20 protein-coding genes are annotated in these 23,057 nt (G+C 71.4%); 12 read left to right on the top strand and 8 right to left on the bottom strand.

The window, feature by feature from the left end; genetic code table 11:
* Positions 1-473: 473 nt before the first annotated feature.
* From ACZ61E_RS22570 to ACZ61E_RS22595, 6 genes are all read left to right on the top strand, one after another.
* The gene (locus ACZ61E_RS22570; protein WP_469701636.1) at positions 474-1,304 is read left to right on the top strand and encodes a TraR/DksA family transcriptional regulator; all 831 of its coding nucleotides are present in this window, start codon (positions 474-476) and stop codon (positions 1,302-1,304) included.
* 58 nt (positions 1,305-1,362) lie between these two features.
* Positions 1,363-1,923, top strand: a complete 561-nt coding sequence (lspA, locus tag ACZ61E_RS22575) for a signal peptidase II (protein ID WP_469701637.1) — start codon at positions 1,363-1,365, stop codon at positions 1,921-1,923.
* A 91-nt stretch (positions 1,924-2,014) separates the two neighbouring features.
* Positions 2,015-2,959 (top strand): RluA family pseudouridine synthase, encoded by a 945-nt coding sequence (locus ACZ61E_RS22580; protein WP_469701638.1) that lies wholly within the window; start codon positions 2,015-2,017, stop codon positions 2,957-2,959.
* A gap of 62 nt (positions 2,960-3,021) precedes the next feature.
* Positions 3,022-3,480 carry a GNAT family N-acetyltransferase gene (locus ACZ61E_RS22585; RefSeq protein ID WP_469701683.1) on the top strand — a complete coding sequence of 153 codons (459 nt, stop codon included), beginning with the start codon at positions 3,022-3,024 and terminating at the stop codon, positions 3,478-3,480.
* 204 nt (positions 3,481-3,684) lie between these two features.
* A complete protein-coding gene (locus tag ACZ61E_RS22590) occupies positions 3,685-4,773 on the top strand; it encodes a glycoside hydrolase family 5 protein (RefSeq protein ID WP_469701639.1) in 1,089 nt (362 codons plus the stop codon).
* Between the two features lie 147 nt (positions 4,774-4,920).
* Entirely contained in the window at positions 4,921-6,507 is a 1,587-nt protein-coding gene (locus ACZ61E_RS22595) for a Na+/H+ antiporter (protein WP_469701640.1), read from the top strand.
* Between the two features lie 75 nt (positions 6,508-6,582).
* On the opposite strand, the gene ACZ61E_RS22600 is transcribed toward ACZ61E_RS22595, so the two are convergent.
* Complete coding sequence (locus tag ACZ61E_RS22600; RefSeq protein ID WP_469701641.1) at positions 6,583-7,728, bottom strand: mechanosensitive ion channel family protein; 1,146 nt, start codon at positions 7,726-7,728, stop codon at positions 6,583-6,585.
* On the opposite strand from ACZ61E_RS22600, the gene ACZ61E_RS22605 reads away from it, so the two are divergent.
* Positions 7,727-8,371 carry a dienelactone hydrolase family protein gene (locus ACZ61E_RS22605; protein ID WP_469701642.1) on the top strand — a complete coding sequence of 215 codons (645 nt, stop codon included), beginning with the start codon at positions 7,727-7,729 and terminating at the stop codon, positions 8,369-8,371. The genes ACZ61E_RS22600 and ACZ61E_RS22605 overlap by 2 nt on opposite strands.
* Positions 8,372-8,416: 45 nt before the next feature.
* Here ACZ61E_RS22605 and ACZ61E_RS22610 read toward each other — a convergent pair whose 3' ends face one another.
* From ACZ61E_RS22610 to ACZ61E_RS22625, 4 genes are all read right to left on the bottom strand, one after another.
* The gene (locus tag ACZ61E_RS22610) at positions 8,417-10,006 is read right to left on the bottom strand and encodes a serine/threonine-protein kinase (protein ID WP_469701643.1); all 1,590 of its coding nucleotides are present in this window, start codon (positions 10,004-10,006) and stop codon (positions 8,417-8,419) included.
* A 77-nt stretch (positions 10,007-10,083) separates the two neighbouring features.
* The gene (locus ACZ61E_RS22615) at positions 10,084-10,899 is read right to left on the bottom strand and encodes a DsbA family protein (RefSeq protein ID WP_469701644.1); all 816 of its coding nucleotides are present in this window, start codon (positions 10,897-10,899) and stop codon (positions 10,084-10,086) included.
* 105 nt (positions 10,900-11,004) lie between these two features.
* Positions 11,005-11,697: a hypothetical protein gene (locus ACZ61E_RS22620; protein WP_469701645.1), complete on the bottom strand. Its 693-nt coding sequence runs from the start codon at positions 11,695-11,697 to the stop codon at positions 11,005-11,007.
* An 88-nt stretch (positions 11,698-11,785) separates the two neighbouring features.
* Positions 11,786-13,126: a DUF2252 domain-containing protein gene (locus tag ACZ61E_RS22625; protein WP_469701646.1), complete on the bottom strand. Its 1,341-nt coding sequence runs from the start codon at positions 13,124-13,126 to the stop codon at positions 11,786-11,788.
* A gap of 273 nt (positions 13,127-13,399) precedes the next feature.
* Here ACZ61E_RS22625 and dnaE point away from each other — a divergent pair, with 273 nt between their 5' ends.
* Positions 13,400-16,945: a DNA polymerase III subunit alpha gene (gene dnaE, locus ACZ61E_RS22630; RefSeq protein WP_469701647.1), complete on the top strand. Its 3,546-nt coding sequence runs from the start codon at positions 13,400-13,402 to the stop codon at positions 16,943-16,945.
* A gap of 113 nt (positions 16,946-17,058) precedes the next feature.
* Here the strand turns inward: dnaE and ACZ61E_RS22635 are convergent, their stop codons facing one another.
* Entirely contained in the window at positions 17,059-17,235 is a 177-nt protein-coding gene (locus tag ACZ61E_RS22635) for a hypothetical protein (protein ID WP_469701648.1), read from the bottom strand.
* Positions 17,236-17,471: 236 nt separating this feature from the next.
* Between ACZ61E_RS22635 and ACZ61E_RS22640 the strand changes: the two genes are divergently transcribed.
* The 4 genes from ACZ61E_RS22640 (at position 17,472) to ACZ61E_RS22655 (ending at position 21,736) form a co-directional block, all read left to right on the top strand.
* Complete coding sequence (locus ACZ61E_RS22640) at positions 17,472-18,752, top strand: NYN domain-containing protein (protein ID WP_469701649.1); 1,281 nt, start codon at positions 17,472-17,474, stop codon at positions 18,750-18,752.
* Positions 18,753-18,908: 156 nt separating this feature from the next.
* Positions 18,909-19,889 (top strand): ABC transporter ATP-binding protein, encoded by a 981-nt coding sequence (locus ACZ61E_RS22645; protein WP_469701650.1) that lies wholly within the window; start codon positions 18,909-18,911, stop codon positions 19,887-19,889.
* A gap of 304 nt (positions 19,890-20,193) precedes the next feature.
* Entirely contained in the window at positions 20,194-21,036 is an 843-nt protein-coding gene (locus tag ACZ61E_RS22650; RefSeq protein ID WP_469701651.1) for an ABC transporter permease, read from the top strand.
* Between the two features lie 34 nt (positions 21,037-21,070).
* Positions 21,071-21,736 (top strand): ABC transporter permease, encoded by a 666-nt coding sequence (locus ACZ61E_RS22655; RefSeq protein ID WP_469701652.1) that lies wholly within the window; start codon positions 21,071-21,073, stop codon positions 21,734-21,736.
* A 33-nt stretch (positions 21,737-21,769) separates the two neighbouring features.
* Here the strand turns inward: ACZ61E_RS22655 and ybaK are convergent, their stop codons facing one another.
* Positions 21,770-22,270: a Cys-tRNA(Pro) deacylase gene (gene ybaK / locus ACZ61E_RS22660; RefSeq protein WP_469701653.1), complete on the bottom strand. Its 501-nt coding sequence runs from the start codon at positions 22,268-22,270 to the stop codon at positions 21,770-21,772.
* Positions 22,271-22,314: 44 nt separating this feature from the next.
* On the bottom strand, positions 22,315-23,055 hold the full coding sequence (locus tag ACZ61E_RS22665; protein ID WP_469701654.1) for an LON peptidase substrate-binding domain-containing protein: 741 nt from the start codon (positions 23,053-23,055) through the stop codon (positions 22,315-22,317).
* Positions 23,056-23,057: the final 2 nt, after the last annotated feature.

Genomic DNA, 23,057 nt, shown 5'->3' on the forward strand with positions numbered 1-23,057 from the left:
CTGCCGGGTCTACGGCCCCGCCTACGGCCAGGGCTTTCTTCCGGCGGCTCCGGGGTGATGCTTCACTCCGCGCCGTGCCCCCGGGCTCGCACCGTCCCCGGGTCGCTCATGGCCGCTCTCGGAGCTACTCGTCCCCATCCACGCCTCTCGCTGGGGCCAGTGTACGGGGCCGTGACAGGGGCGGCCGACCGCTTTTCCGGGGCCCGCGAGGGGTCCGGAAACGTCTCACGGGGCGGGAGGGCGGCCGGCCCCGCCGCTGACCCGAATGGGCCCGGCGGGGCCCGCGGACTTCCCGGAGCCGCCCGTGGGGCGGATTACCCGGCGGGGAGCTGGGCACAACGGATGGAGGCTCGCCTTGTCACCGGCGGAGGCGGGTCCCAACGGCGGCGTGCCCCGTTGCCGCGTGGCTGGTGTCGATTTATCGTCCCAGCACGACTCGCGTGCAAGATCACAAAATGTGAAGGGGCCGCGGCATGGTGGCGAAGAAGACCGCCGCGAAGAAGACAGCGGCCAGGAAAACGGCTGTGAAGAAGGCGACGGCCAAGAAGACATCGGCGAAGAAGACAGCCGCCGGGGAGCCGGCTGCGAAGAAGGCGTCGGCGACGAAGGCACCGGAGCGACAGACACCGGCCACGCACGCACCGGCCGCGGAGGAGATCGCCGCGGCCGAGCCGGAGCATCAGGCACCTGCCAGGAAGACCGCGGCCAGGAAGACGGCGCCTCCCAAGAAGGCCGCCGCCAAGAAGGCCGCGAAAAGGGCCGCGTCCGCGGCCGAGGGGGCGGCCGAGGCCGCGGAACAGACGGGAGCCAAGACGGTGGCAGCGAAGAAGACAGCGAGCAAGGGGCCGGCGGCGGCCACGGGCGGCACGGCGACCGCGGTGCCCCCGGCGCGTGGCACCACACCCCCCGGAGAGCTCGCGGTGAGGCCCGGCGAGGATCCCTGGACGGAGGAGGAGGTCGCCGAGGCGCGGGCCGGCCTGGAGAGCGAGGCGGCCCGGCTGAACGCCGAGATCTCGTCATCGGAGCAGGCGCTCGCCGGGCTGATGCGGGACTCCGGCGACGGCGCGGGCGACGACGACGCCGACACCGGCACCAAGAACATCACGCGGGAGCACGAGATGTCCCTCGCGGCGAACGCGCGCGAGATGGTCGAGCAGACGGAACGGGCGCTGCTGCGCCTGGACGCCGGTACGTACGGCCTCTGCGAGGTCTGCGGCAAGCCCATCGGCAAGGCCAGAATGCAGGCGTTCCCGCGGGCCACGCTGTGTGTCGAGGACAAGCAGAAGCAGGAAAGGCGAGGCTGAGACCGTACGCGTGTGCCGTACCCTCGACGCTAGTCGGGATCTAACTTGAGGGACTCACGTGGCAGAGGCGGAGCGCGTCATCGGAGCGCCGGATGTGGACGACGAGGGCGCGGCTCCCGCCGAGCCGGTCCGGGGAAGGCGCAAGATCGTCGCGCTCTTCTCCGTGGCACTGGTGGCCTACCTGCTCGACCTCGGCAGCAAGATGCTCGTGGTGGCGAAGCTGGAGCACCACGAGCCCATCGAGGTCATCGGTGATCTGCTGAAGTTCGAGGCGGTGCGCAACGCGGGCGCCGCCTTCGGTATCGGCGAGGCGTACACGGTCTTCTTCACCTTCGTCGCGGCGACCGTGATCGTGGTGATCGCGCGACTGGCCCGCAAGCTCTACAGCGGGCCGTGGGCGTTCGCGCTCGGTCTGCTGCTCGGTGGGGCGCTCGGCAATCTCACCGACCGCGTCTTCCGCGAGCCGGGGGTGTTCAAGGGCGCCGTGGTGGACTTCATCGCGCCGGCGAACTTCGCGGTGTTCAATCTCGCCGACTCGGCGATCGTCTGCGGCGGTTTCCTGATCGTGATCCTGTCCTTCCGCGGTCTCGACCCCGACGGGACGGTCCACCGCGACTGAACGGCGTCGGGGCGCCGTCCGGCCGCCGCCCCGGGGCCCGTGCGCGCTGTCCGTGGGCGGTCAAGCCCCGCCGGCAAGGCATACTCGACGGGTGAGCACCGTTCCCGATATCCGCACCCTGCCCGTTCCCGATGGCCTTGAGGGCGAGCGCGTCGACGCCGCCATCGCCCGCATGTTCGGGTTCTCCCGTACGAAGGCGGCCGAGCTGGCCGCCGCGGGGAAGGTGCAGGTCGACGGGGCCGTGGTCGCCAAGTCCGAGCGGGTGCGCGGCGGCGCCTGGCTGGAAGTGGAGATGCCCGAGCCCGCCACCCCGGTGCGGGTCGTGGCCGAGCCGGTCGAGGGCATGGAGATCGTGTACGACGACGACGACATCGTCGTGGTCGTCAAGCCGGTCGGCGTGGCCGCGCACCCGAGCCCCGGCTGGACGGGTACGACCGTCATCGGCGGTCTGGCCGCCGCCGGCTACCGCGTCTCGACCTCCGGCGCGGCCGAGCGCCAGGGCGTCGTGCACCGGCTGGACGTCGGTACGTCCGGTCTGATGGCCGTGGCGAAGTCGGAGCGCGCGTACACCTCTCTCAAGGCGCAGTTCAAGGAGCGGGTCGTCGACAAGCGCTACCACGCGCTGGTCCAGGGGCATCCGGACCCGATGAGCGGCACGATCGACGCTCCCATCGGGCGCCACCCGAACCACGACTACAAGTTCGCGGTGACCGCCGAGGGCAAGCCGTCGGTCACGCACTACGACCTGATCGAGGCATTCCGCTCCGCCTCGCTGCTGGACATCAAGCTGGAGACGGGCCGCACCCACCAGATCCGGGTGCACATGGCCGCGCACCGCCACCCGTGCGCCGGGGACCTGACGTACGGCGCCGACCCGACCCTGGCCAAGCGGCTGGGGCTGACCCGCCAGTGGCTGCACGCGATGAAGCTGGGGTTCGAGCACCCGTCGGACGGCCGGTGGGTGGAGTTCGAGAGCACGTACCCGGCCGATCTCCAGAGCGCGCTGGACAAGGTCCGGGCCGAGAGCAACGCGTGAGCGCGGGGGAGACCGGCGCCGGCTCCCGGCTCCGGGGGGCCGGCGACCGGCCGGCGTACGAGATCCGCTCCGCCGCGGGCGCGGCCGACCGTGAGGCGTGTTTCACGGTGCGCCGGCGGGTCTTCGTGGTGGAGCAACGGGTGCCCGAGGAGCTGGAGTTCGACTCCCACGACGCCCTGGACGCGGCGGCGGCCCATGTGCTCGCGGTGCGCGGTGACGGGCTGCCGCTCGGTACGGCCAGGCTGCTGCACGGTCCGGAGGCGGCCGACCGGACCGGTGGTGACCCGGCGGTCGGCGCGCTCGGCCGGCTCGCGGTGACCGGCGAGGCGCGCGGTCTCGGGATCGGCGCCGCGCTGGTGCGGGCCGTGGAGGAGCGGGCGCGCGAGCGGGGGCTGCTGGTGGTGGACCTGCACGCGCAGACGCGGGCGCTGGCGTTCTACGAGCGGCTGGGCTACGAGGCGTACGGCGCGGAGTACGAGTCGGTGGGGATCGCGCACCGGGGGATGCGGCGGGTGCTGTAGCGGGCCGTGGGGCCCGGCACGGCGGTGGCGCGGGGGAGTCCAGGGGCGACCGGGTGATCCGGCGAGGTCCTCGCGGAGCAATCGTTAGGAAACTTTCCCAACACTCTTGACGGTGATTGGGAACAACCTTAACTTTCACTCACTGTCATGCCACTGACAGTCGACCTCCCGTACCGGACCCCACCCGAAGGGAGCACCACCCCCATGCCCCAGCACGCCACCCCCCACTCGCCCCGCGCACCGCGCACACGAGGCCGGCGCGGCCGCAAGGCGCTCCTCGCCGTCTCCGCGCTCGGAGTCGTCACCGCCATGCTGTCCCCGGTGCGAGCGGGCGCCGCCACCGCCCCCGCCGACACGGCTGCCCCCGCCGGCGTCGCCTCCCCCATCAGCGAGAACGGCCGGCTCGAGGTCTGCGGCACCAGCCTCTGCAACAGCCAGGGCCAGGCAGTCCAGCTGCGCGGAATGAGCACGCACGGCACCCAGTGGTACTCCCAGTGCGTCACCGACGGCTCCCTCGACGTCCTCGCGAACGAGTGGCAGGCCGACGTCCTGCGCGTCTCCACGTACGTCCAGGAGGGCGGCTACGAGACCGACCCGCAGCGCTTCACCGCCCTCGCCCAGAAGTTCGTGGACGGCGCGCACCAGCGCGGCATGTACGCGGTGATCGACTGGCACATGCTCAGCCCCGGTGACCCCAACTTCAACCTCGAACGCGCGAAGACCTTCTTCACCGACATGGCGAGGAAGTACAAGGACAGCCCCGGTGTCCTCTACGAGATCGCCAACGAGCCCTCCGACGTGAGCTGGGCGGCCGTCAAGTCGTACGCCGAGCAGATCATCCCCGTCATCCGCGCCGAGGACCCGGACGCCGTCGTCCTCGTCGGCACCCGCGCCTGGTCCTCCTTCGGCGTCTCCGAGGGCGCCGACGAGCAGGAGGTCGTGAACAACCCCGTCAACGCCTCCAACATCATGTACACGTTCCACTTCTACGCGGCGTCCCACCGCGACGAGTACCTGGGCGCGCTCGACCGGGCGTCCGACCGACTCCCCGTCTTCGTCACCGAGTTCGGCACCCAGAACTACGCGGGCGAGGGCGCCAACGACTTCGGCCAGTCGCAGCGCTTCCTCGACCTGATGAAGCGGAAGAACATCTCCTGGACCAACTGGAACTACTCCGACGACCAGCGCTCCGGAGCGGTCTTCAAGGAGGGTTCCTGCAACGCCGGCAACTGGTCCGGCACCGGCGTCCTCAAGGAGTCCGGAGTCTGGATCCGGGACCGGATCCGCGAGTAACCGTCACCGGCGGCGCACTGCCGAAACGTCTCCTCGCGGTCCGGAAGCGGGCCGCGAGGAGCAGCGCCTCGACGGGTTTCACCGGTCGGCGTGGCAGGGTTGAGAAGGCCCTGAACGTCAGGGCTGTCGACTCCCGGAGGGCGCACCGTGGCCCAGCTGGCGCTGCTGCTCGTGCTGTTGCTGGGCGCCGTGGTGACGGTGCCACTGGGGGAGCGGCTCAATCTGCCCTCGCCGGTGCTGATGACCCTCCTGGGGATCGTCCTGGCGCTCCTGCCCTTCGTGCCGAACGTCGACGTACCACCGGACCTCATCCTGCCGCTGGTGCTGCCGCCCCTGCTGTACGCGGCCGTACAGCGCACCTCCTGGCGGCAGTTCACCGCCAATGTGCGGCCGATCCTGCTGCTCGCCGTGGCGCTGGTCTTCGTCACGATGGCGGCCGTGGCGACCGTGGCCAACTCCGTGGTCCCGGGGCTGCCGCTCGCCGCCGCGTTCGTACTCGGCGCGCTCGTCGCACCGCCCGACCCGGTCGCCGCGACCGCCGTCGCCGGATCCCTGGGACTGCCCAGGCGGCTCGTCTCCATCCTGGAGGGCGAGGGCCTGTTCAACGACGTCACGGCGATCGTCCTCTACCACGTGGCCATCGCCGCGGTCGTCAGCGGCACCTTCTCCTGGCCGAGCGCGGCGGGCACGCTGGTGCTCTCCGCCGTGGTCGCGGTCGTCGTGGGCGTCGTGCTCGGCTGGCTCTCCAACAAGCTCATGGCCCTGCTCGGCGACGCGCCCCTCCAGGTCGGACTGACCCTGCTGGTGCCGTTCGTCAGCTACGTACTCGCCGAGGAGCTGCACGGCTCCGGCGTCCTCGCCGTACTGACCACCGCACTCTTCCTGGCCGAGCACTCCGCGGACGCGGACGACGTGATGGGACGGCTGGCCGGGAACACCTTCTGGGAGGTCGTCGACTTCCTCGTCACGGGCATCGCCTTCGGCCTCATCGGGCTCGAACTCCACAACGCCTTCGGCACCGCGGACGGCCATCTCGGCGAGACGCTCGGCTGGTCGGCCGCCGTCGTCGGGGTCGTCGTCGGCGTACGGCTCCTGTGGCTGCTCCCCGCGGTCTGGGTCACCAAACGGCTGCACAAGATCCGGGACTACGACGAGGAGATCCCGGTCAGCTGGCGCGAGACCGTCATCATGTGGTGGGCCGGGATGCGCGGGGTCGCCTCGGTCGCGCTGGCGCTGGCCATCCCGCTGGAGACCGAGGACGGGACGCCCTTCCCCGGCCGTGAGGAGATCATCTTCATCGCCTTCGCCGTCATCATGACGACGCTCGTCTTCCAGGGGCTCACCCTGCCGTGGCTGGTGAAACGCCTCGGGGTGAGCGCCGACATCGAGGCCGAGCGCGGTTTCGAGCACGCCCTGGCCGTACGCGCCGCCAGGGCCGCCAAGCGCAGGCTCAAGGAGATCGAGGAGGTCGAGGAACTGCCCGAGGAGCTCAGCGAACGACTGGCGCGCGGGGCGTTCGACATCGGCGCCAGGATCAGCCCGGACGTGGTGGACGACGAGCGGCGCGACTGGTTCGCCAAGCGCAGCCAACGCGTCAAGACCCTCCAGCGGATCCAGCGCGAGATGATGTCGGCGGCCCGGCACGAGGTCCTCTCGGCGCGCAGCGAACCGAACGCGAACCCGGAAGTGGTGGACCGGGTGCTCAGATATCTGGACGTGCACAGCATGCGCTGAGGCCCGCCCCCGGGGCGGCGTCCCGGAGGCGGGCACACGGTGGGACCGACCGCGGCCGGTGCGGAGCCGGCGGTCTCAGCCGCGGCCGGTGCGCGGGTCGCCGTCCGCGTTCTCCGTCACCGCCGGGTCGGGCTCGTGGTGCGCTCCCGCGCCCCTCAGAGCGCCGTTCCTCCGCTGGGTGGGGAGCACCGCGGCCTCGGTGGTCGCGACGCGCGGCAGCGCGTACGGGTGCTCGTCCGCGAGCCAACCGATCAGCTGCTCCCGCACGGTGCAGCGCGCCGTCCAGATGTCGTCCGCGTCCTTCGCCGTGACGACGGCCCGCACCTCGATCGTGTTCGGCGTGGTGTCGGTGACGGCCAGACTCCAGTCCCGGCCGTCCCAGGCCGCGCACTCCTGGAGGATCTCGTGCAGCTTCTCGCGCATCAGCCTGACCGGTGCCGAGTGGTCGAGCTGGAGGAAGACCGTGCCGGTCATCTGGACACCGCCGCGCGACCAGTTCTCGAACGGCTTGCTCGTGAAGTACGAGACCGGCATGGTGATCCGGCGCTCGTCCCATGTCCGCACGGCCAGGAACGTGAGCGTCACCTCCTCCACCACACCCCACTCGCCGTCCACCACGACCGTGTCGCCGATCCGCACCATGTCGCCGAAGGCGATCTGGAAACCGGCGAAGAGATTGCCGAGGGTGGACTGCGCGGCGACACCGGCGACGATGCCGATGATGCCCGCCGAGGCCAGCATGGACGTACCGATCGTCCGCATGCTGGGGAACGTGAGCAGGATCGCCGCGACCGCCACCACCACGACCACGGCGGTCACGATGCGCATGATCAGCGTCACCTGTGTCCGGACCCGGCGGACCTTCGCCCGGTCGCGGGCCGATGTCGCGTAGCGCGCGTACGTCGACTCCACGACGGCCGACGCGATGTGGATCACCAGCCAGGCGCCGGCGGCGATCAGGATCAGCGTCAGCAGCCGGCCGATGCCGGACTGGTGGTCGACGACGATCCACCAGCCCGTCTCGCGGAACGTGGCACGCAGCAGAGCGGTCAGAAGGACGACCTGGAGCGGCAGGCGGCAGCGGCGCAGCAGTCCCCACAGCGGGGTCTCCGGGTGCCGGGCGTCCGCGCGGCGCAGGGCCAGGTCGACGATCCAGCCGAGCAGCAGGGTGAGGACGACCGCGCCACCCAGCACGGTCAGGGGTCGCAGTACGTTCTCCATGGCTCCGATCCGGACGAGGGGGCCCACCTGGCAGGATGGGCGGATGGACGTCGTTCTCTTTCACTCGGTCTACGGGCTCCGCCCGGCGGTGCACGCGGGGGCCGAGCGGCTCCGCGCTGCCGGACACCACGTGCACGTGCCCGACCTCTTCGAGGGCCAAACCGCCGGGACCGCCGAGGAGGGCAGGGCGCTCAAGGACAAGATCGGCTCCGACGAACTGCTCAGGCGCGCCGTGCTCGCCGTGGCACCCTACTCGGAGCGCGGTCTGGTGTACGCCGGATTCTCCTTCGGGGGATCGGTCGCGCAGACACTGGCCCTGGGCGATGCCAGGGCCCGCGGGCTGCTGCTGATGCACGGCACGTCGGACATCGCGGCGAACGCGTCGGTGGACGACCTGCCCGTACAGCTCCATGTCGCCGATCCCGACGTGTCCGAGCCGCACGACTGGCTGACCGCCTGGTACCTGCGGATGCGGGAGATCGGGGCGGACGTGGAGATCTACCGCTATCAGGGCCCCGGGCACCTCTACACCGACCCGGACCTCCCGGACTACGACGAGCGGGCCGCCGAACAGACCTGGCGCACCGGGCTGGCCTTCATCGAGTCGCTGGAGGACCGGGCGCCGCTGGACGACCGGACTTAGTCGCCGGGATCCCCGGACGTCCGGTGCCCCGGTCGCGGCGGTGGGTCAGTCGCGGGTGCAGCTGCCCTTCGTGCCGCCGCCGGGCGCCGGGCCGCACAGATACCGCCGGTCGGCCGCCTCGTCGCTGATGTAGCGGCCGACACAGGCGCTGTTCGAGTCGAGGCCCCGGGTGCGGCACCAGGCGACGGCGTGCGCGCCGCTGCCGAAGCCGGAGACGTAGAACATCCAGTACCCGGGCTTCAGCGAGGCGTGGTCGTCGCTGTCCAGGTAGCGGGCGTTGGTGATGCCCTTGGCGCGAAGGGCGTTCGCCTGCTTCTCGCGGGCGGCGGGTCCCGCGGACTTCTCCGTGGAGGCGAGCTGCGCGACCCAGTTGCCCGTCAGGTCGCCGCTCGACGGGGCGTCGCCGCTGTCGCCGGTGCCGGTGCCGTCCGTACCGGCACCGGTGGGGTCGGCGTCCGGCTCCGTGCCGGTGTCCGCCGCCGGCGAGGGCGACTTCCCCTCGGGGCGCGGGGACGGCGCGGTACCCGCGGAGGACGAGCCGTCCGTCCCGCCCGCCTTCCCCGCCGACGGTGAGCCGGGACCGTCCCGCAGGGCGAGGACCAGCGCCGTCGCCGCCACCAGCGCGACGGCAACGGACACGGCGGTGACGACGACCGGCGTACGGCCGCCCCGGCGTCCGGGAGTGTCCGACCGTGCGGTCGAGCGCGCCGGCCCCGGGGGCGGGGCCGAGATCGTGGCCGGGGCCGGTGACGGGGGCGGTGTGTCCTCCTCCGTGACGGTCACCCACGCCCACTCCGGCGCCGTGCCCGACTCGACCTGGGCCAGCAGCAGATCCAGCCGGGCGGCGTCCGGCCGCGCCGCCGGGTCGCGCACCAGCAGCGCGTTCAGTACGGAGGCGAGCGGCCCGGACCGTACGGGCGGGGGGACAGGCTCGTCCAGTACGGCGGCGAGCGTCGCCAGGGTCGTGGCGCGGCGCAGCGGGCTGACGCCCTCCACACAGACGTACAGCATCACGCCCAGCGACCACAGGTCGGACGCCGGGTCGTCGTCGTGGCCCCGGATGCGCTCGGGGGCGAAGTACTCGGGGGAGCCGACCAGTTCGCCGGTCGCCGTGAGCGAGGTGGAGCCCTGGAGGGCCGCGATCCCGAAGTCCGTGAGGACCGCGCCACCGTCCGGGCGCAGGATGACGTTGGACGGTTTCACGTCGCGGTGCTGGATGCCGACGGCGTGGGCGGCCCGCAGCGCGGACAGCACCTGGCGGCCGATCCCGGCCGCCTGCACGGGTGTCAGGGCGCCCCGCGCGAGTCTGTCCTGGAGCGTGTCTCCCGGCAGCAGCTCCATGACGATCCACGGATGCGGCCCGTCGTCGACGATGTGATGGATCGTCACCACATGCGGATGGCTGATCCTCGCCAGCGCCCGTGCCTCGCGCAGGACCCGCTCGCGCAGCACATGTCCGGTGCGCGGCGTGGCGGCGGCCGTCGCGGCGTCCGGGGACCGGACCTCCTTCAGCGCCACCTCCCGGTGGAGCACGGTGTCGCGTGCCCGCCACACCGTCCCCATGCCGCCGCTGCCGAGCCGCTCCAGCAGTTCGAAGCGGCCGTCGACGATCCTGTTCTCCGTGCCCCCGGTCATACGGGTCAGCGTACGGGCCGACGCGGGCCGGCCCGCACGCTGTTACCTCCCGGTTGCCCGGCGGTGACCCCGTGGCGTCAGCCCGCGAGCGCCTTGGCGATCGCCGCGTCGTACTCGGGGACGGTCTGCGGGGCGTTGTCACTGCCTTCCGCCGTGACCGGCTTCCCGTCCATCCGCAGCGTCGGGGTGCCCTGCACGCTGCTGTTGTCGAACGTGGCCGACATCTTCATCGCCCAGGCGTCGAACGTGCCGTCCTCGACGTTCTTCCTGAACTCGGCGTTCCCCTTGAGCGCGTCCACCGAGTCCGCGATCTTGAGCAGGGCGCCGTCGTCGGCGAACTTGTCGTCGCTCTCGCTCGGGTGGTTCCGCGCCGAGTAGAGCGCGGCCTTGTACGCCGTGAAGGCCTCGGGACTCACGTCGAGCGCGGCGCCCAGCGCGGACAGCGCGTTCTTCGAGCCCTCGCCGTTGTCCGTGTTGTCGATGAACGTGGCGCCGATGTATTTGATCTTGTACTTGCCCGCGTCGACGTCCTGCTGGATCGTGGCGCCGACCTTCTGCTCGAAGGTCGCGCAGATCGGGCAGCGGGAGTCCTCGTACAGCTCCAGCGTCTTCTTCGCCTCGGGCTTGCCGATGACGACGGTCGTGCCGTTCGTGCCCGAGGTGTGCTTCGGGGCGGTGACGGCCTTCACGTCCTTGGCCGCCTCCCAGTGCGAGGGCTTGTTCGCCTGGACGACGGCGAAGCCGACACCGCCGGCGATCGCGAGGATCGCGACGGTGGATCCGGCGACGACGACCTGGCGGCGGGCGCGGTCCTTCCTCGCCTGCCGCTCGCGCTCCTGGCGCAGCCGCTCGCGGGCGGCCGCCTTGTTGGCGTTGCTGTTGCGTGCGCTCATGGTGGGTCACTCCGTGTGGGGTCGAACGAGACGCGCGGGCGCGGATGGGAGCGCGCCGCCGCGCGGGGGACCGACGGCGGCCGGAAGCGGCTGCCGACGTCGTGCTCAGGCCGGGAGAAGGGCCGGGCGCGGTGGTCCCCGTCGTCCGACGGAGTGGGTGAACAGGCGCGTACGGGAGGCGCGCGGGAGGCCGGTGGGGCGCGGGAAGCGCCGGACCGTACGGCGGACCGTGCCGGCCACGGCGACCGCGATCAGCAGCGGCCGGAAGGCGAAACCGGCGATTGCCCGCACCACGCCCGCCAGCGCGGCCTCGCCCCGCCGCAGCCAGAGCGCGGCGAGCAGGCCGATCGCGACGTGTGTGGCGAGAAGCAGCCACGGGAGCGCGGGGTCGGCGGAACCGAGCAGGGTGGCCGCGGCGCCCTCGGGCGAGGCGACCGACGAGACACCGGGCAGTGGCGAGCCGAGGCTGCCGCCGCACAGGACGTCGAGGCCGACGGAGCGCAGCGAGCCCGCGACGGGACCGCCCGCGGGTCCGTAACAGACCGTCTGGCCGGTGGTGAAGATCGTGTCCGCGGCCAGTTCGAGCGGGACGAGCAGGGCCGCGATGCGCCAGAAGCCCCGCTCGCGGCCCGCGAGGGCGTAGGCGACCGGGAACACCACGGCACACAGGACGGCGACGACGGACATCGGCAGCGGGGCCCGCGACAGGAGCACATGGGAGCCGGCGGACAGCGTCACGACCAGTGCCGTGAACAGTGCCGCCCGCAGCGCCCGGAGCCGTGCCGCTGATATGTCCATCGTCGCCGAGTGTGCCACGGGAGCCCGTAAGGGGCCCTTAAGGTCCCGTGGCAGGGCCCCGGATCAGACGGGACAGGCCGGGGCCGGATCAGGCCGTCCGGGCGCCGAGCTGTCCGTTGCGGAAGAGGTCCACGAAGATCTGGTGGTCCGCGCGGGCCCGTGCCCCGTAGCTGTGGGCGAAGTCCACCAGCAGCTCGGCGAAGCCCTCCTCGTCGGCGGCGATCGCCGCGTCGATGGCCCGCTCCGTGGAGAAGGGCACCAGCGAGTGGCCGCTCTCGTAGTCCGCCGCGCCGTGCATCGTGGCCGTCGCCCGGCCGAGGTCCGCGACGACCGCGGAGATCTCGTCCGGATCGTCGAGGTCCGACCAGTCGAGATCGACCGCGTACGGCGAGACCTCGGCGACCAGCTGGCCCGCGCCGTCCAGCTCGGTCCAGCCCAGCCACGGGTCGGCGTGCGCCTGGAGCGCGCGCTGCGAGATGACCGTGCGGTGGCCCTCGTGCTGGAAGTAGTCGCGCACCCGCTCGTCGGTGATGTGCCGGGAGACGGCGGGGGTCTGCGCCTGCTTGACGTAGATCACGACGTCGTTCTCCAGGGCGTCGCTGTTGCCCTCCAGAAGGATGTTGTACGAGGGCAGGCCGGCCGACCCGATGCCGATGCCGCGCCGCCCCACCACGTCCTTCACCCGGTAGGAGTCGGGCCGGGTCAGGCTGGACTCGGGCAGCGTCTCCAGATAGCCGTCGAAGGCCGCCAGCACCTTGTAGCGGGTGGCCGCGTCCAGCTCGACGGAACCGCCGCCGGGGGCGAAGCGCCGCTCGAAGTCGCGGATCTCGGTCATCGAGTCGAGCAGCGCGAAGCGCGTCAGCGAGCGGGCGTCGCGCAGCGCGTCCAGGAGCGGACCGCCGGCCGTGTCCAGTGTGAACGGCGGTACCTCGTCGTTCTTGGCACCGGTGGCCAGCGCGTGGATCCGCTCGCGGTAGGCGGCGGCGTAGATCCGGACCAGCTCGCTGATCTGCTCGTCGCTGAGGGCCTTCGTGTAGCCGATCAGCGCCAGCGAGGCGACGAAGCGCTTGAGGTCCCAGGTGAACGGTCCTACGTAGGCCTCGTCGAAGTCGTTGACGTTGAAGATCAGCCGGCCGTTGGCGTCCATGTACGTGCCGAAGTTCTCCGCGTGCAGATCGCCGTGGATCCAGACCCGGCCGGTGCGCTCGTCCAGATACGGTCCGCCGTGCTGCTCCCGTTCCAGGTCGCTGTAGAACAGGCACGCCGTGCCCCGGTAGAAGGCGAAGGCGGAGGCGGCCATCTTGCGGAATTTGACCCGGAAGGCCGCCGGGTCGGCGGCGAGCAGCTCGCCGAAGGCGGCGTCGAACACGCCGAGGATCTCCTCCCCTCGCTGCTGGTCAGTGGCTTCGACCGGGCGCGGGACCGACATCGGTGGTGCCTCCTGGGGCATGACGGAAATGGGCGGACGGACTGACACACCACCCGCCTGGGGCCGACGGCGCCGTCAGTACTCGCAACGCACGAACGTACCGGTGCGTGCCCGGTCCGCGCTCACCGACCGGGACTTCGGGCACCCCGGTCCGGTGTGTCCGGGACATCGCCGGACCTCGCTCGGATTGTCGGTGGGCGGTCGTAGACTTCGACGCTGTCCCCCCCCAGGGCACCCCTCGCTCGTCCGCTCGTTTCGCTGGAGGCCTCAGCCGTGACCAAGCCGCCGTTCACGCACTTGCACGTCCACACCCAGTACTCGCTGCTGGACGGCGCGGCGCGGTTGGGGGACATGTTCAAGGCGTGCAACGAGATGGGGATGTCCCACATCGCGATGACGGACCACGGGAATCTGCACGGTGCGTACGACTTCTTCCACCAGGCGAAGAAGGCGGACGTGACGCCGATCATCGGTATCGAGGCGTACGTGGCACCGGAGTCGCGGCGCAACAAGCGGAAGGTGCAGTGGGGGCAGCCGCACCAGAAGCGTGACGACGTCTCGGGTTCCGGTGGTTACACGCACAAGACGATCTGGGCGGCGAACAAGACGGGTCTGCACAATCTGTTCCGCCTGTCGTCGGACGCGTACGCGGAGGGGTGGCTGACGAAGTGGCCCCGGATGGACCGGGAGACGATCGCGAAGTGGTCCGAGGGCCTGATCGCGTCGACGGGGTGTCCGTCGGGCGAGTTGCAGACGCGGCTGAGGCTGGGGCAGTTCGACGAGGCGATGCAGGCGGCCTCCGACTACCAGGACATCTTCGGCAAGGACCGGTACTTCCTGGAGTTGATGGATCACGGCATCGAGATCGAGCGGCGGGTGCGGGACGGTCTGCTGGAGGTGGGGAAGAAGCTGGGGATTCCGCCGCTGGTGACGAACGACTCGCATTACACGTACGCGAACGAGGCGACGGCGCACGACGCGCTGCTGTGCATTCAGACGGGTAAGAACCTCTCGGATCCGGACCGGTTCCGCTTCGACGGCACGGGTTATTACCTGAAGTCGACGGACGAGATGTACGCGGTCGATTCGTCGGACGCGTGGCAGCAGGGGTGCGCGAACACCCTCCTGGTGGCGGAGCAGATCGACACGGAGGGCTGGTTCCAGGAGCGGAACCTGATGCCGAGGTTCGACATCCCCGAGGGCTTCACCGAGGTCACCTGGTTCCGCGAGGAGACCATGCGGGGGATGGCTCGGCGCTTCCCGAACGGCATCCCGGACGACCGGCTCAAGCAGGTCGAGTACGAGATGAGCATCATCATCGACATGGGGTTCCCGGGATACTTCCTGGTCGTCGCGGACTTCATCATGTGGGCGAAGAACAACGGCATCGCGGTCGGTCCCGGCCGGGGCTCCGCGGCCGGCTCGATCGTGTCGTACGCGATGGGCATCACCGACCTCGACCCGATCGAACACGGCCTGATCTTCGAGCGGTTCCTCAACCCCGAGCGCATCTCCATGCCGGATGTCGACATCGACTTCGACGAGCGCAGGCGCGGTGAGGTCATCCGGTACGTGACCGAGAAGTACGGCGCCGACAAGGTCGCCATGATCGGGACGTACGGAAAGATCAAGGCGAAGAACGCCATCAAGGACTCGGCGCGTGTGCTGGGTTACCCGTACGCGATGGGCGACCGGCTCACGAAGGCCATGCCGGCCGATGTCCTCGGCAAGGGCATCGACCTCAACGGGATCACCGACCCCAAGCACCCGCGCTACAGCGAGGCGGGCGAGATCCGGGGGATGTACGAGAACGAACCGGATGTGAAGAAGGTCATCGACACCGCGAAGGGTGTCGAGGGCCTGGTGCGGCAGATGGGTGTGCACGCGGCCGGTGTGATCATGTCCAGCGAGACGATCACCGACCATGTGCCGGTCTGGGTCAGGCACACCGACGGCGTCACCATCACGCAGTGGGACTACCCGCAGTGCGAATCGCTCGGCCTGCTGAAGATGGACTTCCTCGGGCTGCGGAATCTGACCATCATGGACGACGCCGTCAAGATGGTGAAGGCCAACAAGGGCGTCGAACTCGACCTGCTGTCCCTTCCGCTGGACGACCCCAAGACGTACGAACTGCTCTGCCGGGGCGACACGCTCGGCGTCTTCCAGTTCGACGGCGGTCCGATGCGCTCACTGCTGCGGCTGATGAAGCCCGACAACTTCGAGGACATCTCCGCCGTGTCGGCCCTGTACCGGCCGGGCCCGATGGGCATGAACTCGCACACGAACTACGCGCTGCGCAAGAACGGGCAGCAGGAGATCACCCCGATCCACCCGGAGCTGGAGGAGCCCCTCAAGGAGGTCCTGGGGCTCACCCACGGTCTGATCGTGTACCAGGAGCAGGTGCAGAAGGCCGCGCAGATCATCGCCGGCTACTCACTCGGCGAGGCCGACATCCTCCGCCGGGTCATGGGCAAGAAGAAGCCCGAGGAACTGGCCAAGAATTTCGTCCTGTTCCAGGCCGGTGCCAAGAAGAACAACTTCTCGGACGAGGCCATCAAGGCGCTCTGGGACGTGCTGGTCCCGTTCGCGGGGTACGCCTTCAACAAGGCGCACTCCTCCGCGTACGGACTGGTCACCTACTGGACCGCCTACCTCAAGGCGAATTACCCCGCCGAGTACATGGCGGCCCTGCTGACCTCGGTGAAGGACGACAAGGACAAGTCCGCCGTCTATCTCAACGAGTGCCGTCGTATGGGCATCAAGGTGCTGCCGCCGAACGTGAACGAGTCCGTGGCGAACTTCGCGGCGCAGGGCGACGACGTGATCCTGTTCGGGCTGACGGCGGTGCGGAACGTCGGTAACAACGTGGTGGATTCGATCATCCGCTCGCGCAAGGCGAAGGGGAAGTACGCGACGTTCCCCGACTTCCTCGACAAGGTCGAGGCGGTCGTCTGCAACAAGCGCACCGTCGAATCACTCATCAAGGCGGGCGCCTTCGACGAGATGGGACACACCCGCAAGGGGCTCGTCGCCCACCACGAGCCGATGATCGACAACGTGGTGCAGGTCAAGCGCAAGGAGGCGGAGGGGCAGTTCGACCTCTTCGGCGGCATGGGCGACGGTGACGACGCCTCCTCCGAGCCGGGCTTCGGGCTGGACGTGGAGTTCTCCGACATCGAGTGGGACAAGTCGTATCTGCTCGCGCAGGAGCGGGAGATGCTCGGCCTGTACGTCTCCGACCACCCGCTCTTCGGTATCGAGCACGTGCTGTCGGACAAGTCCGACGCGGCGATCTCCCAGCTCACCGGTGGTGAGCACGCCGACGGCGCGGTGGTGACCATCGGCGGCATCATCTCCGGGCTCCAGCGGAAGATGACCAAGCAGGGCAACGCGTGGGCGATCGCCACCGTGGAGGACCTGGCGGGCTCGATCGAGTGCATGTTCTTCCCCGCGACGTACCAGCTGGTCTCCACCCAACTGGTCGAGGACACCGTCGTCTTCGTCAAGGGCCGGCTCGACAAGCGCGAGGACATCCCGCGCCTCGTCGCGATGGAGCTCCAGGTGCCCGACCTGTCGTCCGCCGGGACGAACGCGCCGGTCGTCATCACCATCCCGACCGTGAAGCTCACCCCGCCCATGGTCAGCAGGCTCGGTGAGATCCTCAGCCACCACCGGGGCAACTCCGAGGTACGGATCAAACTCCAGGGCGCGCGCAAGACCACCGTCCTGCGGCTCGACCGGCACCGGGTCCAGCCCGACCCGGCGCTGTTCGGCGACTTGAAGGTGCTGCTCGGGCCGTCCTGCCTGGCGGGCTGACCGACAGGCGCGCGGAACCCGCGGCCCGCGGCGGATCCACGCCGCGCGCACAGACCGGAGGGGCGCGCCCGGGAAACCGGGCGTGCCCCTCTCGCCATGTGCGGCCGGCCGCGTCAGTTGTGGCCGAAACGCTTCTGGCGGCCCTTGTGGGCGACCTCGGACGGCGTGACCTGCTGCTGTATCCGCTCGGCCCTGGCCTCGGACGAGGAGGACGAGGACTGCTCGGAACCACGCTCCGTGGTCGAACGGTCCTGGTGCTTGCCGCGGTCACGGTTCTTGTTCTTGGCCATGGTGCTGCCTCCTGAAGGTTGTTGGGGCCAGGGCCGCGACCAGATTCACATATGCCGTGACTCACCGCATTTTGGATCATCGCTGTCTGTAACGGGCCTTGGTTGCCCCCTTCCTGGGGGTGGCACCGGGGGCTGCGCCACGCCGATGATCCAGTTCCGGCCGTTAAGCCTGTTGCGGTCGGGCAGACTCCAAGGAAACCCGTCATGACTTCCGATCCCGACGTTCCCGAAAGAGGGTGGAACACGTGGACCGCTGCGTCGTCCTGGTGGACGCCGGTTATCTGCTGGGCGCCGCCGCGAGCCTCCTCGCCGGGGAGCCGGCCCGCTCACGCATCACCGTCGACCACGCCGCCCTCATCCAGGGTCTGCGGGAACGCGCCGAGGCCGATACGGAGCAGCCGCTGCTCCGTATCTACTGGTTCGACGGCGCCCCCGACCGGGTGCCCCAGCCCGAGCACCGGCGGCTGCGCGTCATGTCACGTGTCACCGTCCGGCTCGGCGCTCTGACCCGAAGCGACGGTCGCTGGGCGCAGAAGGGCGTCGACGCGGCGATGCACGCCGAACTCACCGAGCTGGCCAGGAATCGCGCCTGCTCGGACGTGGTCCTGGTGACCGGGGACGGAGATCTGCTGCCCGGCCTGATGTCCGCCAAGGAACACGGCGTCGCCGTGCATCTGTGGGCCGTGCAGGCGGCGGACGGCGACTACAACCAGTCCGAGGACCTGGTGGCCGAGGCCGACGAACGCCGGGTGCTCGACCGGGCCTGGATCACCAAGGCCGTACGCGCCAAGGACTTCGGCGGGGTCTGCGCGCCGCCGCCGGTGCCCCGCACCGAGATCGCGGCCATCCTCTCGGCGCCGCTGCCCGAATCGGCGCTCGCCGCGTCCGCCGAACGGGCTGCCGAAGCACAGGCGACCTCCGCGCGCAACGGGACGGCGCCGCCCGCCACGGAGCACGCGCCGGCGCACGAACACGGCCCCGAGACCGCGCATCCCGCGCCCTCCGGCTCCAAGGGCGTCCCCACCCCCAAGGATCTGGCCGCCCTGCGCGCGCCAGGACCGCAGGCGTCGCCGCCCCCGCCGGCGAACGCGACGCTGCGCTGGTCGTCCGACCGCGGCTGGGTCGAGCGCGCGGGCGGCGGGGGCCAGCTCGGCGAGTCGCCGGAGACGGCGTCGCTGCCCACGCTCGCGCAGCTCACCAGCGCCGAGCAGCGCTGGGCCGACCGCGAGGAGGACATCACGACCGTGGGCGGCGACCCGTTCGAGGTCGGCCAGGTCTTCGCCAGGCGCTGGATGGAACGGCTCCCCGAGGCGGGTCATGTGCAGAGGCTGTCGACGATGTACCCGCGGATCCCGCACCGGATCGACGGCGAGGTGCTGAGGTACGCGGCCCGCTTCGGACTGCTGGCGCACAAGGACGACCAGATCGACGAGCACGACCGGTACGCGATCAGGGCGGGGTTCTGGCGCGAGATCGATGTGCGGGCTGCGGCGGACCGCCCGTCCACGGCGGATTAGACCCCGGGCCGCCGGACGGCGTCGCCGGCTCCGTGCCCCGGCCGCGCCGCGTCCGTGGCGCGGTCATGCCCTCGTGCGTGCCCTCGTCCGCGGCTCCGGTGCCGTTCGAGGCCCCCGAAGGGGTTGGGGCGGGCCGACCCCGTAGGCTCGTTGTTTGTGAGTACGGTCTGCGCGGTGCGGGAACTGGTCAAGACGTACCCGGCCGCGCGCGGCAGACGCGGGGCCCCGGCCACCCCCGAGGTGCGGGCCAACGACGGCATCTCCCTGGACGTGCGGCGCGGTGAGATCTTCGGCCTGCTCGGGCCCAACGGCGCGGGCAAGTCCACCCTCGTACGCCAGCTCACCGGACTGATGCGGCCCGACTCCGGCAGCGTCGACGTCCTCGGACACGATCTGGTCGGGCACCCCGAGCGGGCCTCCCGACTCATCGGCTATCTGGGCCAGGAGTCCACCGCGCTCGACGAGTTGACGGTCGGCCTCGCCGCCGAGACCACGGGCCGGCTGCGCGGGCTCGGCCTGCGCGAGGCGCGCGCGGAGCGTGACGCCGTCCTCGACGAACTCGGTCTCGGCGAACTCGCCGGCCGCCCCCTGAAGAAGCTCTCCGGAGGCCAGCGGCGGATGGCCTGCTTCGCTGCCACGCTGGTGGGGGAGCGGCCCGTACTCGTCCTGGACGAGCCCACGACCGGCATGGACCCGGTCGCCAGGCGCGCCGTCTGGGCGGCGGTGGACCGGCGCAGGGCGGAACGCGGCGCGACCGTACTGCTCGTGACGCACAACGTCATCGAGGCCGAGACGGTCCTCGACCGGGTCGCGGTACTCGACCGGGGCAAGGTCATCGCCTGCGACACCCCGTCCGGGCTCAAGGAGCGGGTCGCCGGTGAGGTCCGGCTGGAACTGGTCTGGCGCGAGCGTGCCCCGCTCGACGTCCCGGAGGTCGCCGCGCTGCGCGTATCCGCGCAGGAGTCGGGCCGCCGGTGGGTGCTGCGGCTGGCGCCCGACGAGGCACGCGCGGCCGTCGCGGCGGTGACGGGCGGCGCGGCCTTCGCGGCGCTGGACGACTTCACGCTGGCCACGCCCAGCCTGGAGGACGTCTATCTGGCGCTCGGCGGCCAGGTGCAGGGCCTGGTGAAGGCATGACCCTGCGAGCCACGGACCTTTTCCGGTGTACGGCTCCGAGGCCCACCCCGCCACCCACCGGGGGTCGCGCCGTCCCCCCGGCGCCGCCGTCCCACCCGACCGGCGTCACCCCCGCGGCTCGCGCGGCTCGCCCCGCACCTGTCGCCGCCCGGGCGCGCGCCGCCGGCGTCCGCGCCGGTGGGGGCCCCGCGCGCACGGGGAGTTCGGCGCGTTCGGGGTGTATGACACGCTGGTCCCGGTTGGCGTCGGGGCCCGCGCGCCCCGACCGTGTCCGTCCGTACGCACCGAACAGGAGCAGCGTCAGGTGAGCATCGTGCCCGCGGAGGCCGTCTCCGGGAAGAGCCGGACCGTTCCGGCCGCCCGTGCCGCGACGGACCGAGTCGACGGGGCGCCGGCGGCGCTGGCGATCCGGGCGAGGCTGTTGCCCTCGCTCGGTGCCGTGTACCGCGCGCAGTTGTCGCGGGCGCGGGTCGCCCGGATCCCGCTGCTGTTCGTCGCGACCTTCCAGTCCGTCGGCATCATGATCCTGATGCGCGGTGTCGTGGACGGCGGCGCCGAGGCGCGGGCCGTGGTGGCCGGGTCGAGCGTGCTCGTCGTGGCCTTCGTCGCGCTCAATCTGCTCGCGCAGTACTTCGGCCAGCTCCGGGCCACCGGCGGCCTCGACCACTACGCGACGCTGCCCGTACCGCCCGCCGCCGTGGTGCTGGGCGCGGCCGGCGCGTACGCCTCGTTCACCGTGCCCGGCACCGCCGTGACCGCCGTGACCGGCAGTCTGCTGTTCGATCTGCCGATGACCCACCTCTGGGTGCTGGTCGCCGTGATCCCGCTCTCCGGCGCGGCTCTCGCCGGTCTCGGCGCGGCGCTGGGGCTGCTCGCCCCGCGCCAGGAACTGGCCACGCTGCTGGGGCAGCTGGGCATGTCCGCCGCGCTGCTGCTGGGTGTGCTGCCGGCCGACCGGCTGCCGGGGCCGATCGTGTACGCCCGGGACCTGCTGCCGTCCACGTACGGCGTGGAGGCCCTGGCCCGCAGCTTCGACAGGCACCCCGACTGGCCGACCGTCGCGCTCGACCTCGCGGTCTGCGCGGCCGTCGGTGTCGTCTCGCTGGCCGTCGCGACGTGGGCGTACCGGCGTGCGGCGGTCCGATGAGGCACGGCCCCGCCCGGCCTGGCACGATGGCGGGGTGACAGCACCCCTGACGCCGCCCCACCAGCCGCCGAACGACGACCCCTGGCAGACCCCGCAGGGCGCGGGAGCGACCGCGGCCCACGTCGCCCACGGGGACGGGACCGACACCAGGGCCGAGGTGAGGCAGGCGGCCGTCGTGACGGTCGCGGTGGCCCTCTCCGGTGTCCTGCTCGGACTGCTCTGGCTCTGGCTGTCGCCCCGGGTGCCGCTCGTCGCCGGTGACTCGGCCGTGTTCCTCAAGGACACGGAGGGCGAGGAGGCGATCGGCGCCGACGGTACGTTCGTCCTGCTGGCCCTCGGCTTCGGCGCCGTCAGCGCCGCCCTGGTCTTCTGGTTCCGCCGGCGCGGCGGCGTCCCCCTGGTCGTGGGCCTGGCGCTGGGCGGACTGCTCGCGTCCGGGCTGGCCTGGCTGGTCGGCTGGGGGCTGGGCCCGGACGACGTGGTGGCGCAGGCGCGCGCGGTGGGGGAGGGCGCGACGTTCGACGCCCCGCTGGAGCTGAACGCGCGCGGCGCGCTGCTGGCGTGGCCGGTGGCGGCGATGCTCGTGCACCTGGCGCTCACGGCCCTGTTCGCGCCGCGTGACCCCGAGCCGGAGTGGGTGCCGTTCGGGGCGCCGTACCTCCCCGCCGACCGGCAGGACGGGCCCGGCGAGGGGCACTGACACGGTGAGCGGGCGGCCTTCGGGCGTCCGCTGTCAGCCCCGCGCGATCGGGGCCAGCGTCGCCGATGTCAGCGCGGCCAGGTCCGACGGGGACAGCTCCACCTCCAGGCCGCGGCGGCCCGCCGAGACACAGACCGTCGGGTGTGCGCCCGCCGAGGCGTCGAGCACCGTACGGAGCCGTCTGCGCTGACCCAGCGGCGAGATGCCGCCCCGTACGTAGCCCGTGGTGCGCTCCGCCGCGGCGGGGTCCGCCATCGTCGCCCGCTTGCCGCCCACGGCGGCGGCCAGCGCCTTCAGGTCCAGCGAACCGGAGACCGGGACGACCGCCACGGTCAGTTCGCCGTCGACGTCCGCGACCAGTGTCTTGAACACCCGGTCCGCCGGCACCCCCAGCGCCTGTGCCGCCTCCTCGCCGTAGGAGGGCGCCGCCGGGTCGTGCTCGTACGCGTGCAGGGTGAACTCGGCCTTCGCCGCGGTCAGCGCGACCGTGGCCGGTGTGCCGCCCGCGGTCTTCCTCGCCTGCTTCTTCGCCAAGGGACGTGTTCCTCGTGTCGTCGTCGAGCAGCCGCGAAACGGATTCAGTTGGGGCTGGTGGGCTTGAGCGTGAGGTCCACGGCCGGCAGCGACGGCAGATGCCGGATCACCGCCGTCTCGGCCCGCAGGAGCTTCAGCTCCTCCCGCAGCCGCGTCACGGTGTCCGGCGCCTCCAGCAGCCGCTGCTTCGCGGAGATGTCCAGGACGGCCGCCGCGGCCACCAGGTACGAGACCACGGACGGTTCGTCGGGCAGGTTGTCGCTGGTCGACAGCGACCGCTCACGCGCGCCCGCCAGCCGTTTCTGGTAGCCCCGGAAGGCCCGCAGGACGACCTCGGCGAGTGCGCCCGCACCCTCGCCCGCGTCGTCCGCCAGGTCCTCGACCTCGGCGGTCAGATAGGGCCCGCCGGTGTCGACGGAGAGCAGCCGGACCCTGCTGGTGCCGGTGGCCAGTACCTCGAAGCTGCCGTCCGGGCGTTCGCGGACGGTGGTCGCGTCGGCGACGCAGCCCACCGGGTGGAACGCCTTGAGCGGCTCGGAGCCGAAGCCGGCCGACGGGCCGCGTTCCCGCGGGGCCGTGGGGTCGGGCATGCCGGAGGCGGTCGGCGCGACTTCGTGCCCGTCGCGGATGGCGACCACGACGAAGCGCCGCGGTTCGGACTCGTCGGCCTTGAGCAGCTCGCGCATCATGGCGCGATACCGCTCCTCGAAGATGTTCAGGGGCATCACGAGGCCCGGGAACAGCACCGCGTTCAGCGGGAAGAGAGGGAGATGTGCGGTGGTCACAA

It is taken from the genome of Streptomyces sp. NPDC104581 (assembly GCF_055583685.1).

Excerpts from the sequence above, each read along its gene's own strand:
- ACZ61E_RS22615 (WP_469701644.1), bottom strand. The coding sequence starts at position 10,899 with ATGAGCGCACGCAACAGCAACGCCAACAAGGCGGCCGCCCGCGAGCGG.
- ACZ61E_RS22620 (WP_469701645.1), bottom strand. The coding sequence starts at position 11,697 with ATGGACATATCAGCGGCACGGCTCCGGGCGCTGCGGGCGGCACTGTTC.
- ACZ61E_RS22570 (WP_469701636.1), top strand. The coding sequence starts at position 474 with ATGGTGGCGAAGAAGACCGCCGCGAAGAAGACAGCGGCCAGGAAAACG.
- ACZ61E_RS22625 (WP_469701646.1), bottom strand. The coding sequence starts at position 13,126 with ATGTCGGTCCCGCGCCCGGTCGAAGCCACTGACCAGCAGCGAGGGGAG.
- ACZ61E_RS22605 (WP_469701642.1), top strand. The coding sequence starts at position 7,727 with ATGGCTCCGATCCGGACGAGGGGGCCCACCTGGCAGGATGGGCGGATG.
- ACZ61E_RS22590 (WP_469701639.1), top strand. The coding sequence starts at position 3,685 with ATGCCCCAGCACGCCACCCCCCACTCGCCCCGCGCACCGCGCACACGA.
- ACZ61E_RS22635 (WP_469701648.1), bottom strand. The coding sequence starts at position 17,235 with ATGGCCAAGAACAAGAACCGTGACCGCGGCAAGCACCAGGACCGTTCG.
- ACZ61E_RS22610 (WP_469701643.1), bottom strand. The coding sequence starts at position 10,006 with ATGACCGGGGGCACGGAGAACAGGATCGTCGACGGCCGCTTCGAACTG.
- ACZ61E_RS22600 (WP_469701641.1), bottom strand. The coding sequence starts at position 7,728 with ATGGAGAACGTACTGCGACCCCTGACCGTGCTGGGTGGCGCGGTCGTC.